At 65.8% G+C, this 14,325-nt stretch carries 14 protein-coding genes; 4 read left to right on the forward strand and 10 right to left on the reverse strand.

Annotated elements, in window-relative coordinates; all coding sequences use genetic code 11:
* Positions 1-103: 103 nt before the first annotated feature.
* From soxA to ACZBJS_RS16745, 9 genes are all read right to left on the reverse strand, one after another.
* Positions 104-877 (reverse strand): sulfur oxidation c-type cytochrome SoxA, encoded by a 774-nt coding sequence (gene soxA, locus ACZBJS_RS16705; RefSeq protein ID WP_463438885.1) that lies wholly within the window; start codon positions 875-877, stop codon positions 104-106.
* Positions 874-1,194 carry a thiosulfate oxidation carrier complex protein SoxZ gene (soxZ, locus tag ACZBJS_RS16710; protein WP_076827071.1) on the reverse strand — a complete coding sequence of 107 codons (321 nt, stop codon included), beginning with the start codon at positions 1,192-1,194 and terminating at the stop codon, positions 874-876. The genes soxA and soxZ overlap by 4 nt, the downstream gene beginning before the upstream one ends.
* Positions 1,194-1,658: a SoxY-related AACIE arm protein gene (locus tag ACZBJS_RS16715; RefSeq protein ID WP_463438886.1), complete on the reverse strand. Its 465-nt coding sequence runs from the start codon at positions 1,656-1,658 to the stop codon at positions 1,194-1,196. The genes soxZ and ACZBJS_RS16715 overlap by 1 nt, the downstream gene beginning before the upstream one ends.
* Positions 1,659-1,671: 13 nt before the next feature.
* The gene (gene soxX / locus ACZBJS_RS16720) at positions 1,672-2,100 is read right to left on the reverse strand and encodes a sulfur oxidation c-type cytochrome SoxX (protein WP_463438926.1); all 429 of its coding nucleotides are present in this window, start codon (positions 2,098-2,100) and stop codon (positions 1,672-1,674) included.
* A gap of 13 nt (positions 2,101-2,113) precedes the next feature.
* Complete coding sequence (locus ACZBJS_RS16725; RefSeq protein WP_463438887.1) at positions 2,114-3,385, reverse strand: FCSD flavin-binding domain-containing protein; 1,272 nt, start codon at positions 3,383-3,385, stop codon at positions 2,114-2,116.
* A gap of 58 nt (positions 3,386-3,443) precedes the next feature.
* Positions 3,444-5,630 carry a xanthine dehydrogenase family protein molybdopterin-binding subunit gene (locus ACZBJS_RS16730; RefSeq protein ID WP_463438888.1) on the reverse strand — a complete coding sequence of 729 codons (2,187 nt, stop codon included), beginning with the start codon at positions 5,628-5,630 and terminating at the stop codon, positions 3,444-3,446.
* A gap of 10 nt (positions 5,631-5,640) precedes the next feature.
* Entirely contained in the window at positions 5,641-6,090 is a 450-nt protein-coding gene (locus ACZBJS_RS16735; RefSeq protein WP_463438889.1) for a (2Fe-2S)-binding protein, read from the reverse strand.
* A 153-nt stretch (positions 6,091-6,243) separates the two neighbouring features.
* Complete coding sequence (locus tag ACZBJS_RS16740; protein WP_463438890.1) at positions 6,244-7,641, reverse strand: MFS transporter; 1,398 nt, start codon at positions 7,639-7,641, stop codon at positions 6,244-6,246.
* A gap of 99 nt (positions 7,642-7,740) precedes the next feature.
* Complete coding sequence (locus ACZBJS_RS16745) at positions 7,741-8,364, reverse strand: TetR/AcrR family transcriptional regulator (RefSeq protein WP_463438891.1); 624 nt, start codon at positions 8,362-8,364, stop codon at positions 7,741-7,743.
* Positions 8,365-8,439: 75 nt separating this feature from the next.
* Between ACZBJS_RS16745 and ACZBJS_RS16750 the strand changes: the two genes are divergently transcribed.
* The 4 genes from ACZBJS_RS16750 (at position 8,440) to ACZBJS_RS16765 (ending at position 13,300) form a co-directional block, all read left to right on the forward strand.
* Positions 8,440-8,778, forward strand: a complete 339-nt coding sequence (locus ACZBJS_RS16750) for a darcynin family protein (RefSeq protein ID WP_463438892.1) — start codon at positions 8,440-8,442, stop codon at positions 8,776-8,778.
* A 611-nt stretch (positions 8,779-9,389) separates the two neighbouring features.
* Complete coding sequence (locus ACZBJS_RS16755) at positions 9,390-11,132, forward strand: ABC transporter permease (protein WP_050385128.1); 1,743 nt, start codon at positions 9,390-9,392, stop codon at positions 11,130-11,132.
* A 23-nt stretch (positions 11,133-11,155) separates the two neighbouring features.
* The gene (locus ACZBJS_RS16760) at positions 11,156-12,181 is read left to right on the forward strand and encodes an ABC transporter substrate-binding protein (protein ID WP_229162364.1); all 1,026 of its coding nucleotides are present in this window, start codon (positions 11,156-11,158) and stop codon (positions 12,179-12,181) included.
* A gap of 15 nt (positions 12,182-12,196) precedes the next feature.
* Positions 12,197-13,300, forward strand: coding sequence for an ABC transporter ATP-binding protein (locus tag ACZBJS_RS16765; protein ID WP_438079336.1), 1,104 nt, complete (start codon positions 12,197-12,199; stop codon positions 13,298-13,300).
* Between the two features lie 229 nt (positions 13,301-13,529).
* Here ACZBJS_RS16765 and ACZBJS_RS16770 read toward each other — a convergent pair whose 3' ends face one another.
* Positions 13,530-14,318, reverse strand: a complete 789-nt coding sequence (locus ACZBJS_RS16770; RefSeq protein WP_057017541.1) for an IclR family transcriptional regulator — start codon at positions 14,316-14,318, stop codon at positions 13,530-13,532.
* Positions 14,319-14,325: the final 7 nt, after the last annotated feature.

A 14,325-nucleotide genomic window follows, 5' to 3' on the forward strand; every position in this document is an offset into this window, starting at 1 on the left:
GTCATTGCGAGCGAAGCGAAGCAATCCATTGCTACCCAGCGCGCGGAGGGATGGATTGCTTCGCCGCTCCGCTCCTCGCAATGACGCGGATGGAGCTGTGTAGTCAAGGCCTGACCGCCGGCGTCTCGACCGGCATGCCGCGTGCCCGCGTCATCAGATAGAGCTCGAGCTCGACCAGCTCCGGCGAGCCGTAATCATAAGCCTGCGCGCGGATACCGGTGATGCAGGCGCGCAGCCGCCGCTGCAACGATCCGAGCGCCTGCCATTCCAGCCGGTACAGCGGATAGCCGGTCGGCTGGCCTTGCGTGATCGCGCTGCCCGCGAGCTTCTTGTCCCAGTTATCATCGTGGCAATTGGTGCAGCCGAGATTGAGCTGGCCCTGCCGTTGCATGAACAGCGCGTGGCCCCGTTCGACGAACGGCGCGAGTTCCGGATCGTCGCCGGCCGTAATCGGCATGCCGCGCGATTGCCGTGCGACATAGGCGGTCAGCGCCAGCAGCTCGCGGCTTTCATAGGCGAAAGGCGAGGCCTGCTGGTGATTGCTCTGGCAGAGGTTGATCCGTCCCTCGAGGTCGACCGGCTTGCCTAGCGCCTTGTCGAAGGCCGGATAGTGCGCCGCGACGCCATTCATGCTGACGCGGGCGTCGCTGTGGCAGTCGGCGCAGGCCTTGTTTGCGGTACCGGCCTTGCGCGTCCACAAGGCCTCGCCGTCGAGCACGGACAGCATGCCGGGATTGGCGGTGTCCTCGTCCTGCATCGCCTTGCTGTCGGCGCTCATGAAGCTGTAGCCGGAGCGGCGTTCGGATCGCGGGATCTCGGTCGCGAGCGCGGCGCCCGCCATCGCCGTCAGCAGCGCGATGCAGACCGCAATCCTCATTCGACCGTGATCGAAGCCTGCGCGGTCTCCGAAAACCCTTTGTCGCCGATCCATTCGAATTCGAACTTGCCGCTCTCGGTCACCGTGGTGAAGAAGGTGATGAACGGATTGGCCGCGATCGCAGGATAAAGATCGGCGCGGAACACTTCCTTGCCGTTGAAGCGGCAAGTGAAGCTCGTGATGATGTCGCGCGGCACCACGCTGCCCGAGGCCGTGTGGCGGTAGCCGGTCTCCATGATGTGCGACATCAGCGTCTTGATCTCGATGACGCTGCCGCGCTTGGCCTTGGCCGGGACATTGATCAGGGCCGACGGCATCAGATCGCCTCCTCGGTGCAGGCAGCGAGCGTCACCACGACGTCGGCGGTTGCAGACCAGAACGTGTCGTCGGACAGCCGCGCGATGGCGGTGACCTTCTGGCTGTCAGCGAGGCGGATGCGGGTTGACACCTGGGCGCGCCCGGCGCGCGGCCCGAGATGGAAATTGCCGATGTTCGGCTGCGGGTTCTTCTCGTTGAAGACGTGGATGCTCTTCACATACTCGTCCGCCGTCATCGGGCTGGTGACGCTGACCGTCATCGGCACCGTGTTGCCGTTCTCGACCAGCGGCGGAATGTCGAGCTTGACCTTGCCGGTGTGCACATTGGCCTCGCCGATGACATTACGGATCGCGGCCGATAGCATCGCCGGCGTCGCTTCCACGGGGCGCACGATCACCAGCGCCGCGGCGCCGCCAGTCAGGCTCAGAAACGTCCGTCGCGTGGTGTGGTCCGAATTCGCCATCGATTGATTGGTCCTAGTTCCGCAGTGTCACAAGATACGCCACGATATCCTCGATCTGCTCCGCTGACAGGATCGGCTTGCCGCGCCACGAGGTGCCGACCCGCGCGAGCCCGTCGACGCGATAGTAGGACGGCATGATCGTCGCCGCGTTGAGATGCGACGCATCGACCAGGCGGAGCCGCAACTGTCCTTCCGACCAGCGGCTGCCGCTTCCGGCAAGGTTCGGCGCGAGGTCGCCCTGGAACGCCTGCTCGGGAAATGGGCCGCTGTGACAGAGGATGCAAGTGGAGGAACGCTCGACGATCAGGGCGTGGCCGCGCGCCACATCGCCCCTGGTTCCCGTCAGCGAGGCCGGAATCGCATCGCCCACGACGGTGTAATTCCGCAGCTCCTCGGCGCCGACGGGCCAGCAGGCCGCGAACAGTCCCGCGGCGAGAAGCATTGTGAGGGCGAGCCTAGCCAAAGGCATCTCCCGTGATCCTCTTGAACCAGTCGAGCGCCTGATCGGCCTCGCGCTGGCGCAGCTCGCGCGGCGCATCGACCGGGCTCGTGGTGACCTCCGCTTCGGCGTACTGATCTTCCTTCGGTTGATAGATGCCCTTCAGCGAGAAGGCGTAGCCCGGCGCGACCGTGTTGTAGCAGGCACCATCCAGCCGCGGCGTCTCCGGCGCCTTGCCGGCAAGCGCGCTCACGATCGCGGCCGCGCAGGCGCGGCCTTGCGCTGCCGCCGCGGAGGCGGATTTCGGGATGCCGCCGGCGATCGCGGCATCACCGATGACGTGGATGTTGGGCACGAGCTTTGAAGCAAATGTGACGGGATCGATCGGGCACCAGCCGGTGTGGTCGGCGGCGCCGGCGATGTCAGCGATGCGGCCGGCCCTTTGCGGCGGGATCACATTGGCGACCGCGGCGGTGTAGTTGCCGAAGTCGGTGACGATCTCGTTGGTCGCCGGATCGACCGACGTCACCCGTCCGCCCTGCGACAGCGCGATCCGTTCGATCATGCCGGGATAGAGCTCCGTCCAGGCCTTCTCGAACAGCTTCTGCTGCGAGTAATTGTCCTTGGCGTCGAGCACCAGGATCTTCGACTTCGGCTTGTTCGCCTTCAGATAATGCGCGATCAGGCTGGCGCGCTCGTAAGGCGCGGGCGGACAGCGCAGCGGCGCAGCCGGCACTGCGATCACGACGAGGCCGCCATCGTCCATGGCTTCAAGCTGCTTGCGCAACAGCATGGTTTGCTCGCCGGCCTTCCAGGCGTGCGGCATCTTCTCGGCCGCTGCCTCGTCATAGCCGGAGAGGGCGTCGAAGCGCATGTCGATGCCGGGGGCCAGCACCAGCCGGTCATAGGACAGCGTTGTCCCATCAGCGAGCGCGATGCTGCGCGCCTGCGCGTCGACCTTCGTCGCCGCCTGTGCGGCAATCGTGATGCCGTCGGCCCCAACCTTGTCATAGGTGAATTGCTGCGCGGCAAGCTCGCGCAGACCTGCAATCACCTCGTTGCTGAAGGGGCAGGCGGTGAAAGTCCTGTTCGGCTCGATCAGCGTAACCTGAAGCTTGGTGTCGAGCCGCCGCAGCGCCCGCGCGCAGGCCGCGCCGCCGAAGCCGCCGCCGATCACCGCGATGCGCGGCGCCGCCTGCGCCAACGCCGGACGCGCCAAGGTGGCCGCTGCGACGGCAGCGGCGCCACGGATCACATCCCTGCGCGTCTGATGACGCGTGACGGCCATGCACGAGAATCCGAAAAAAGGAGGCGGCGGCCGGTCGGGGCCGCCGCTTCCGGTTTGATCAGGCGAAGCTGATGTTCTGGTTGCGCAGCGGGAAGCTGCGGATGCGCTTTCCCGTCGCGGCGAAATAGGCGTTGAGCACCGCCGGCGCCGCAACGCCGATGGTCGGCTCGCCGACGCCGCCCCAGAATCCGCCGCTCGGCACCATCACCGATTCCACCTTCGGCATCTCGTTGATGCGCATCGAGTTGTAGGTGTCGAAATTGGTCTGCTCGATGCGGCCGTCCTTCACGGTGCAGCCGCCGTAGAACAGCGCGCTGAGGCCGTAGACGAAGGAGCCCGCGATCTGCCGCTCGACTTGCGCCGGGTTGACGACATAGCCGGGATCGGTGGAGGCGACGATGCGATGCACCTTGATCTTGCTGCCGTCGGTCACCGAGATCTCGGCGGCGCCGGCAACATAGCTGCCATAGCCCATTACCTGCGCGATGCCGCGATAGACGCCCTGCGGCGCCGGCGTGCCCCAGCCGATCTTCTCGGCCACGGCGTTGAGCACGGCGAGATGCTTGGGGTGCTTGCCCATCAGCTTGCGGCGGAATTCGAGCGGGTCCTGCCCGACCGCCAGCGCCAGCTCGTCCATGAAGCATTCCATGTAGATCGCGTTGTGATTGACGTTGACGCCGCGCCAGAAGCCCGGTGGAACGTGCGGGTTGCGCATCGAATGCTCGACCAGCAGGTTAGGCACCGAATAGCCGATCGCGGCCTCGCCGGCTTGCGCGACGCCCTGGAACGCGGCGGGGTCCATGCCGTTCTGCAGCGCTTCCGGGCGCACCGAGAACAGGATGGATTGACCCGACAGCCGGTAGTGCAGCGCGACCAGGTTGTTGTCGGCATCGAACGCACCGGTCAGCTTGCACTGCGTGATCGGGTGATACTTGCCGTGCTGCATGTCCTCTTCGCGCGACCACAGCAGCTTGATCGGCGTGCCCGGCATCTGCTTGGCGATCGCCACCGCCTGCCGCACATAGTCGGTCATGCCGCGCCGGCCGAAGCCGCCGCCGAGCATCAGCTTGTGCACGTCGACCTTCTCCGCCGGCAGGCCGGAGGCCTCCAGCGCCGCCGCGAACGCCGCCTCGCCATTCTGCGTGCCGCACCAGACCTCGCATTTGTCAGGCGTGTAGAGCACGGTGGCGTTCATCGGCTCCATCGTGGCGTGGTTCTGGTAGGGATAGCTGTAGATCGCCTCGACCTTCTTGGCAGCGCCGGCGATCGCCGCCTTGGCGTCGCCATTCTGGTTGCCAATGTAGGCCGGCTGCGCATTGTCGAGACCTTCGGCGAGCCACGTCGCGATCGTCTCGCTGGAGACCTTGGCGTTGGGGCCTTCGTCCCAGACAATCGGCAACGCATCCAGCGCGGTCTTGGCGTGCCACCAGGTGTCGGCGACGACGGCAACGGCGCTGTCGCCGACCTGCACCACCTTCTTGACGCCTTTCATGCCGGCGACCTTGGCCTCGTCAAAGCTCTTCACCTTGCCGCCGAACACCGGGCAATCCTTGATCGCGGCGTTCAACATGCCCGGCAGCTTGACGTCGATGCCGTAGACCATCTTGCCGGTGGTCTTGTCGACGGTGTCGAGCCGCTTCAGGCCCTTGCCGGCGATAGTCCAGTCCTTCGGGTCCTTCAGCTTGACGTCGGCCGGCGGCTCGAGCTTGGCGGCGGCTTCCGCGACCTTGCCGTAGGTCGTGGTCTTGCCCGTGGGCGTGTGGGTGATGACGCTGTTGACGGCCTTGCATTCCGAGGCCGGCACCTTCCACTCGTTGGCTGCCGCCTGGATCAGCATCACGCGCGCGGTGGCGCCGCCCTTGCGGACATAGTCCTGCGAGGTGCGGATGCCGCGGCTGGTACCGGTCGAGAAGTCGCCCCAGGCGCGCTTGCGGGCGACGCTCTGGCCGGGCGTCGGATATTCTGTCGTGACCTTCGACCAGTCGCATTCCAGTTCTTCGGCGACGAGCTGGGCGAGGCCGGTGAGCGTGCCCTGGCCCATTTCGGAGCGGGCGATGCGGATCACCACGGTGTCGTCGGGCCGGATCACGACCCAGGCGTTGACTTCAGGCGCGCCGTCGGCCGCGCGCACCACGGCGGGGCCGCCGAACGGCAGGTCGAGGCCGAGCGCGAGGCCGGCGCCGGCGGTTGCGGTGCCGATCACAAAGGCGCGGCGATTCAGTTTTGGCATGACGTGCTGGTTCATCGCTGCGTCCTTATGCGTTCGCGGCAGCATGGATCGCCTCGCGCACCTGCTGGAAGGTGCCGCAGCGGCAGATATTGGTGATGGCGTCGTTGATGTCGTCGTCGGTCGGCTTCGGATTGTCCTTCAAGAGCGCCGCGACGGCCATGATCATGCCGCTCTGGCAATAGCCGCATTGCGGCACGTCGCTGGCGATCCAGGCGAGCTGCACCTTGTGCATCATGCCGCCCGCCGCGAGACCCTCGATCGTGGTAATTTCCTTGCCGGCCGCTTCGCTCACCGTGACGCCGCAGGAGCGCATCGCGACGCCGTCGATATGCACGGTGCAGGCGCCGCATTGGGCGATGCCGCAGCCGTATTTGGTCCCTGTGAGTCCGACGTTCTCTCTGATTGCCCACAACAGTGGCGTATCGTCCTCGACGTCTACAGTGATTGTCTTGCCGTTAATTTTGAGGTTTGCCATCGCGATCCCCTGAATGGTCCGATCCTCCGACCGGACTGCAGCGCGATGTTGGCCTTGAAACTGGAACGGTTCAAATCAAGAAAATGCGCTCGCAGCGCGAAAGAAAGTTGATGCTGTGGTGTTTGGCCGCGGACTGTGCGCGCCGCATACCTGTCATGACTTTTGCGGTGAAGCGACCGCCAAACGCAGGAAGCTCATGACGCTGCCGAGCGCGGCAAATCCGGCACCCAGCGCCAGCGCCACGGTGGCGCCCTCGCGGTCGGCCAGCGCGAAGCAGAGCGCGGCGAGGGCGGCGCCGGTGGTCTGCCCGGTCAGCCGCGCGGTCGCGACGATGCCGCTGGCGCTGCCGCTGCGATGCGACGGCGCGCTCGACATGATCGCCTTCATGTTGGGAGTCTGGAAGAAGCCGAAGCCGATGCCGCAGATCATCGTGCGCCAGACGATGTTGGCGACGCTGGGCTCGGCCGGCAGGGTCGCGAGCAGCACCATGCCAAGTCCGAGCAGCAGCATGCCGATGCCGCCGAGAATGCCGGCCGGATAGCGGTCCGACAGCCGGCCGCCGATCGGCGCCATGAAGGCGACCACCAGCGGCCAGGGCGTCATGAAGAAGCCGGTCTCGACCTGCGAGCGGTGCAATATGTCCTCGAAGTAGAACGGCAGCGACACGAAGGCGAGGCCCTGCACAGCGAATGAGCAGACGGCGGTCGCGGCCGACAGCGCGAAGATCGGCCGCCGGAACAGGTCGATCGGCAGCATCGGCGCCGGATGGTCGGCATGCCGCCGGGTCAGGATCCATCCGAACAGGACGGCGCCGACAAGCTCGGTGATGACAAGCGCCGGCGCGGCCTTGTGCGCGGCGCTGCCGATGCCGATGATGAAGAGGCCGAGACAGGCGCAGGCCAGCGCCGCGCCGGCGAAATCGAAGGCGTGGGTGGCGCGCGGCGTCGTCGGCAGCGTCTTCACGCCGATCAGCAACGCGACGACGCCGAACGGAATATTGACGGCGAACAGCCAGGGCCATGGGCCGAGCGCGAGGATTCCGGAGGCGATGGTCGGCCCCAGCGTGAAGGCGGTCGCGACCACGAGCGCATTGTGGCCGAAGCCGCGGCCGTGCATCCGGCTCGGATAGACGAAGCGCACCAGCGCTGTGTTGACGCTCATCAGGCCGCTGGCGCCGAGCCCCTGCAAGGTGCGCGCAACCAGCAGACTCGGCAGCGACCACGCCAGGGCACAGCCGAGTGACGCCAATGTGAACAGCAGCAGGCCGCCGAGATAGATTCGCTGGTGGCCGACGATCTCGCCGAGCGCGCCGAGCGGCAGCAGCGTCGCGACCAGCGCGATCTGATAGACGTTGACGACCCAGACCACTTCCGCAGGGCTGACATGCAGATCGCTCGCAATCGCCGGCAGCGCGATATTGGCGATCGCGGTATCGAGCGAGGCCATCGCCAGCGCCGTGAAGATCGCGGCCACCGCCCAGCGGCGGCGTTCCCAAGGCAACCCATCGGTGATCGGCGCCGTTGCCGCGGTGGTCGGGGTCTTCTCGAGCATGCCTGAAATGTCTCCGCGACCGCCATGTACTACGCCGGCATCCCGTTCCCCAGCCGCGCCATTGCATGATGCGTATGCGAAGCGGCCTTGCCGGAAGCGTCAGAAGTCCCGCCGCGGACCGAACAGATATCCTTCGATGGCGCGCAGCACCCGGCGGCTGGCCGCAGCCTGCGAGAGGTCGTTTTGAAGCGCGTGGTCGACCATGGCGCGGCTGATCACGATCAGATCCTCGATGGCGTCATCGTCGACTGACCTTGCGATCTCACGACGATGCCGCGCCAGCAGGGCGGCGACCAGTTCCTTCAATTCGCCGGCCGCTGACGTGCCCGATGACGCCGCGCGCAGGCGATCCTCCTCGGCCTCCAGAATGCGATTGAGCCCGGCCCGCTCGGCATGCGCCTCGAGCTGGGCCCGAACGATCAGGTTGAGCGATGCCGTCAGGCTCTTGCCCTCGGATGCCGCGACCGCATCCCGTACTTTCGCCAGCAGCGCGTCCTCGAATCTGGCGATCAATGCCAGCGTCAGCGCGTCCTTGTTCGGGAAGTACTGGTACACCGAGCCGACGCTGATCCCGCCGCGCTCGGCGACCGCATTGGTGTTGTAGTCCTCGAGCCCGCCCGCTTCCAAAACGCGAGCCGCCGCTTCCAGAATCACCGCCACGGTTTCCCGCGAACGCTGCTGAAGCGGCTGTTTGCGGGCCTTTATGCGCCGCTTCGGCGGCATGGCGGGCGTCTCCCAAAACGCGAGTTGTGGAATATGAGCAATTACTCACATTATGGCCGTGAGGAGAACCGATCAATGGTGACACTGCAAACGACCTCGTCTCCCGTGCTTCCCGAGCACGAGGACGATCCGCACAGGTTTCATATCTTCGTCATGGTCAAGACCACGCGGCACTGGCTCGATCTCCTGCACGAGGAGGTCATTCCCTTGCTCCGGCGTCGCCCGGAGCTGAAGGTGCGCTGGTTCGAGCCGGAGGCCTTCTCGACCAGGGCGACCGACGTCATGATCTGCGAGACCGATGACCTCTCGGCCTGGGCGTGGTTCTGCGACCACCTGCGCGAGACGAGGTTCTGGGACCACTATTTCGAAGTGCTCGACATCATGCCGGCGCTCGAAGGCAATTACCTTGCATAGGATGCCGACGCCGGCCCGGATCGTTCCGGGCCGGCGTCCCGGCAGCCTGTGGCGACGCAACTGCGTCCCATCCACATCTGTCATCGCCCGGCTCGATGTTCAGCCCGGACAGATCACTGACGGGTGTTCGGAGACATAGCTGACACATCAACATTGGCTGGATTGGTCCGATTCGGGAGGCCGTCCATGCCTTGGAGTGAGGTGTCAGTGATGGATCACCCGCTTTCGCTTGCGCGGGTGATGACACCGAGTGGCTGTTTTGGCATCTCGAATTCCGCCCCACCCGCATCGTCGTCCCGGCGCAGGCTGGGACCAATAACCACCGATGCTGCTTATCGGGCGCGTTGGAACGACGAGTCCCGTTCAAGACATCCGCCGCGGAGTATGGGTCCCGGCCGTCGCCGGGACGACGGCGGTGGAGCAGCGTGCGAACGCGATCAATCGATTTCGTGTTCCCGCGGTGCGTCACAGAATCGCGCCGAAGCGACTTTCGGATAGCTTGCGTCACAGTCGCGATCGACTACCCTTGGTATACAAGCAGGCCCGGCGTCAGATCGGGCCGCAAGAGGGAACGCGCATTGCACGGACAGGCCGACCGGCGCAGCGAAGCCATGCGAAGCGCCAGCGAGGGAACTCGCCGCCGCGCGTTCACCGGCCTCTGGGTCGCGGCATTGCTGGCGATCCTGACCTTCCTGGTCATCTATCCCGTCTTCATGCTGCTGCTCGGCGCGCTCACCGACACCAATCCGGTGGTCGACGGCATCCGTCTCAGCCTGAGCCATTTGTCGATCGCCAATTTCCTCGCCGTGCTGGCCAATCCGAACGTCGCCGAAGCGCTGCTCAACACGCTGATTGCCTGCGGCGGCGGCACGGTGATCGCGGTCGCGATCGGGCTGTTGTTCTCCTGGATCGTGGTGCGCACCAACACGCCGTTCAAGGGCTTCATCGCCGCGGCCAGCATCCTGCCGCTGTTCGCGCCGCCGCTGGTCGCGGGGGTGGCCTGGGCCATTCTCGGTTCGCCGAAGACCGGCTTGATCAATACGATGTTCAAGTGGATGGGCTCCGACCTGCGCGTCGATCTCTATTCGATGTGGGGCCTGGTGTTCGTGTTCGGCATCTACTACGCGCCATATGTCTACATGTTCACCTCGTCGGCGCTGCGCAACATGGACCCGAGCCTGGAGGAGGCCGCGGAGATCTCCGGCGCGAGCCCGGTCGCGACCCTGTTCACGGTGACGTTCCCGCTGATCATGCCGGCGATCGTCTCGGGCATGCTGCTGTCGTTCATCGTGATGCTCGGCATCTACGGCATCCCCGCCGTGCTCGGCGCGCCGACCAACCTGAACGTGCTCACCACTTACATCTTCAAGCTCACCAACTGGTCGCCGCCGCTCTACAACACCGCGGCTGCGGTCGCGATCATCCTGATGGTGGTCACGGGGCTCCTGGTCTATCTGCAGCAGAAATTGCTGAGCGGACGCAGCTATACCACCGTCGCGGGCAAGGCGTTCCGGCCGCGCAGCCTCGATCTCGGCCCATGGCGCTGGCTCACCTTCGCGATCGGGATCGTCTACCTCCTCATCGTCGTGGTGCTGCCGTCGCTGGCGCTGATCGTCGCGGCGTTCCGCAAGTTCATGTTCATCCGCGACGTCGCGAGCCTGTTCGACATGCGGCAATATTCGCTGACGCATTTCGAGAGCATCTTCGACAATCCGTTGACGATGCGCTCGATCTACAATGCGGTCGAGGTCGGCGTCATCACGGCCGTTGTCGGCGGCGCGCTCGCCTTTGCGATCGGCTACACTATCCATCGCACCCGCGTCAGCGGACGCGGCGCCATCGACCTGATCTCGACGCTGCCGGTCGCGATCCCCGGGCTGGTGGTCGGCGTCGCCTATCTCTGGGCCTGGATCGGCGTGCCGGGCGGGCTCTACGGCACGATCTGGATTCTCGCGCTGGCCTTCATTGCGCGCTTCATGCCGGACACCGTGAAGGCGCTGTCGACCTCGTTCCTGCAAATCCACCGCGAACTCGAGGAGGCCGCCTGGGTCTGCGGCAAGGGCATGCTCGGCACCATCAGGACGATCGTGTTGCCGCTGGCGCGGCCGGGGGTGCTGGCGTCGATGACGCTGCTGTTCGTGCTGGCGATCCGCGAGCTCGGCTCGTCGCTGTTCCTCTACACCAGCAACACCATGGTGATGTCGGTGCTGCTGCTCGACTATTATGAGGGCGGCAATATCGGCAAGACCGCGGCCTTCAGCCTGGTGCAGACCGTGCTGCTCGGTGTCCTGATCGGCGGCGCCAACTGGCTGTCGCGCGGATCGGCGCAGGGCAACGTGGCGCGGACCGGATAACAACGAAAAAGGGGAGGATTGCGATGGATAGACGAACCTTCACCACACTGGCCTTGGCAAGCGTGGCGACGCTTGCATTGGCGCCTGCGGCACAGGCGCAGGAGTTCGGCTCGGCGGAGTTGATCGCGGCGGCCAAGTCCGAAGGCAAGCTCGTCTACTACACCGCGAACTTCGCCGAGATCGAGCAGCAGGTCATCAAGGCCTTCAATAAGCGCTTTCCCGAGATCAAGGTCGAGATGGTCCGGGCGCCCGGCGGCCAGCTGATCACCCGCGTGAAGACTGAGGCCGCGGCCGGCAAGCTGATCGCCGACGTCGTCGACCATTCCGACCGCGCGCTGATGCAGCCGCTGGAAGACCTGTTCCAGGATTACGCGCCGCCGAACGCGGCCGATTACGATCCGCACGCGCTGATCTCGCCGAAATACTGGCCGCGCGCGACGATCGCCTGGTCGATCGCCTACAACACCGAGCTGGTGAAGGACCCGCCGAAATCCTGGATGGACCTGACCAAGCCGCAGTATGACAAATTGATCGGGCAGGTGTTCGCGCAGTCCGGCGGCACCACCTGGACGCGGATCATGTTCGAGCGCCAGGTGCTCGGCGAGGACTATTGGGCCAAGCAGGCGGCGACCCATCCGGTGCTGTATCCCTCCGGCGCGCCGACGGCCGATGCGCTGGTGCGCGGCGAGATCGCGATCGCGCCGCTGCTCTACAACGTGATCTACCAGAAGAAGAAGGATGGCGCGCCGATCGAGATCTTCTTTCCGCCTGAAGGCGCTCCGGTCAATCCCTACGCGACCGGCATTCCGAAGACGGCAGCCCATCCCAATGCAGCAAAGCTGTTCTTGAACTGGTGTCTGTCCAAGGAAGGGCAGACCTTCATGATCAAGGAGCTCGGCAATCTCACATCCCTGAAGGCGCCGCCGGCATATCCGGAGGGGTTCGATCCAAAGGTGGTCAAGCTCTGGTATCCGAAGTTCGACGAGTATGTGAAGCTGCACGCGGCGTGGGTCGCGGACTGGGACAAGACGTTTGGCTACCGGCAATAGGCTGATGGTGCAGCGATGACGGCGACGCTCGAAGTCACCGATCTCAGGAAGCAATTCTCGATCGGCCGCCCGGCCATCGACGGCGTCAGCTTTGGCGTGCCGGCCGGCGAGATCGTGGTGCTGCTGGGGCCGTCCGGCTGCGGCAAGACCACGACGCTGCGCTGCGTCGCCGGGCTCGAGCATCCGACCGGCGGCGAGATCAGCATTTCCGGGCGGGTGGTCTCCTCGCCGGCAAGCGGCATCCTCGTGCCGCCGCGTTCGCGCGATCTCGGCATGGTGTTCCAGTCCTATGCGGTGTGGCCGCATATGACGGTGCGGCAGAACGTGATCTATCCGCTGAAGCACCGCAAGATCGGGCGCACCGATGCTGCCCGCATGGTCGAGGAGGCGCTGGCGCTGGTCGGACTGTCCGACTATGCCGACCGGCCGGTGGTGGCGCTGTCGGGCGGCCAGATGCAGCGCGTCGCGCTGGCGCGCAGCATGGTGTACCGGCCGCAACTCCTCCTGCTCGACGAGCCGCTGTCGAACCTCGATGCCAAACTGCGTCTGCGGCTGCGCGACGACCTTCGCGTCATCCTCAAGCAGACCGGGATGACCGCGCTCTACGTCACCCATGACCAGGCCGAGGCGGTCGTGCTCGGCGACCGGATCGGGGTGATGCGCGACGGCAAGCTGCTGCAGATGGACACGCCCGACGTGATCTACAACCGTCCGGCCGATCTGTTCGTCGCCAATTTCACCGGCGCCACCAACGAGCTCGCGGGCACGCTCGTCACATGCAATGGCCGCTATGGCGTGGTCGATTTCGGTGACGGCCGGCAGGGGGAGGTCGCGCTGTGCCAGGCGCTCAAGCCCGACGAGAAAGTGCGGATCGCGCTGCGGCCCGAGAACATCGCGATCGGCCGGCCCGACGGCGCCAACACGTTCTCGGCAAAGGTGCTCGACCGCAGATATCAGGGCACCCAGACCGCCTACGGCATCGAGCTGTTCGGCAAACGGCTGGAAGCGATCGAGCTCGGCACCGCCGCGCGCCATCAGGTCGGCGTCGAGGCACAGGTCGCGTTGCCGCGCGAATGCCTGTGGGCCTATAGCGACAGCGGGCCGGCATCGCATGATTAGAGCGTGGTATTGTCGCGTCGAGTGGCGAAGGGCTGGGCTCCCTCGCCCCGCTCTTCGCGGGGAGAGGGGGGGTGAGGGGCTGCTTCCGCGAATACAGTGATAGTTGCGTTTGCGGAGGCTCCCCCTCACCCGGAACCCATCTAACGATGCGTTCCGCACGCGGGGGCGAGGTGAAGCGGCGGCCGTCGCGTGGCGCGATGGCAGGCAGCCTGTGCCGCCAGCGCGCCGCCTAACCTTCCTCCACCAGCGCGCGGATGCTGCGGGCGAGTCCGAGGATGCGCGGACCGCATTCGCGCTCGATCTGCTCGGCGCTGAAGCGGAAGGAGGGGACGCCGCAATTGACCGACAGGCATTCGCCGGTCGGCGTCCGATAGAGCGGGGCGGCGACGCCGAAGATCTCGCGCCGCCATTCGCCCAGCGAGACGGCAAAGCCGCGCTCGCGGCACAATTCGATGTCGGGCAAGGTGCGCTTCTGCACGTAATCGAATTCGTCGGGGCGCTCGGCCTTGACGCGCGCGACATAGGCGCCGAGCTCGTCCTCGGTGAACAGCGACAGCAGGGCGCGCCCCACCGCGGTCGGCGCCAGCGTGCTGACAAAGCCGACGTCGGGCACGTGCGGCGCCGTATCCGTCGTGCGCAGCGTCTCGACATAGATGAAGTCGATGCCGAACGGCATCGCGATCGACACCGTGCCGCCGGCATAGGTCGCGAAGTCGCGCATCAGCGGACGTGCCAGTTGACGCACCTTCAGCGCGGACAACACAGGATAGGCGGCGGCGAGCGCACCCAGCCCGAGCACGAAGCGGCCCTTGGTGTCGCGCCTGAGATAACCGAGCTGCTCGAGCGTGTAGGTCAGCCGCGACACCGTCGGCCGCGACAGGCCGGTATGCAACGCGAGTTCGGCGTTCGACAGCGAGCCGGGATGACGGCGAAACGCCGCCAGTACATCGAGCCCATGCGCCAGGGTGGTCGCAAAGGACGGGTCCGCCTGAGTCTCGGCAGGGGAAGATGCTATCATACGGAAT

The sequence above is a fragment of the Bradyrhizobium sp. KZN70725 genome (assembly GCF_055264925.1).

Bases quoted from the DNA above. Each gene is read 5' to 3' on its own strand.
- soxX (WP_463438926.1), bottom strand. From the start codon at position 2,100: ATGCTTCTCGCCGCGGGACTGTTCGCGGCCTGCTGGCCCGTCGGCGCC.
- ACZBJS_RS16715 (WP_463438886.1), bottom strand. From the start codon at position 1,658: ATGGCGAATTCGGACCACACCACGCGACGGACGTTTCTGAGCCTGACT.
- ACZBJS_RS16730 (WP_463438888.1), bottom strand. From the start codon at position 5,630: ATGAACCAGCACGTCATGCCAAAACTGAATCGCCGCGCCTTTGTGATC.
- ACZBJS_RS16750 (WP_463438892.1), top strand. From the start codon at position 8,440: ATGGTGACACTGCAAACGACCTCGTCTCCCGTGCTTCCCGAGCACGAG.
- soxZ (WP_076827071.1), bottom strand. From the start codon at position 1,194: ATGCCGTCGGCCCTGATCAATGTCCCGGCCAAGGCCAAGCGCGGCAGC.
- ACZBJS_RS16765 (WP_438079336.1), top strand. From the start codon at position 12,197: ATGACGGCGACGCTCGAAGTCACCGATCTCAGGAAGCAATTCTCGATC.
- soxA (WP_463438885.1), bottom strand. From the start codon at position 877: ATGAGGATTGCGGTCTGCATCGCGCTGCTGACGGCGATGGCGGGCGCC.
- ACZBJS_RS16755 (WP_050385128.1), top strand. From the start codon at position 9,390: ATGCGAAGCGCCAGCGAGGGAACTCGCCGCCGCGCGTTCACCGGCCTC.
- ACZBJS_RS16760 (WP_229162364.1), top strand. From the start codon at position 11,156: ATGGATAGACGAACCTTCACCACACTGGCCTTGGCAAGCGTGGCGACG.
- ACZBJS_RS16740 (WP_463438890.1), bottom strand. From the start codon at position 7,641: ATGCTCGAGAAGACCCCGACCACCGCGGCAACGGCGCCGATCACCGAT.
- ACZBJS_RS16735 (WP_463438889.1), bottom strand. From the start codon at position 6,090: ATGGCAAACCTCAAAATTAACGGCAAGACAATCACTGTAGACGTCGAG.
- ACZBJS_RS16770 (WP_057017541.1), bottom strand. From the start codon at position 14,318: ATGATAGCATCTTCCCCTGCCGAGACTCAGGCGGACCCGTCCTTTGCG.
- ACZBJS_RS16745 (WP_463438891.1), bottom strand. From the start codon at position 8,364: ATGCCGCCGAAGCGGCGCATAAAGGCCCGCAAACAGCCGCTTCAGCAG.
- ACZBJS_RS16725 (WP_463438887.1), bottom strand. From the start codon at position 3,385: ATGGCCGTCACGCGTCATCAGACGCGCAGGGATGTGATCCGTGGCGCC.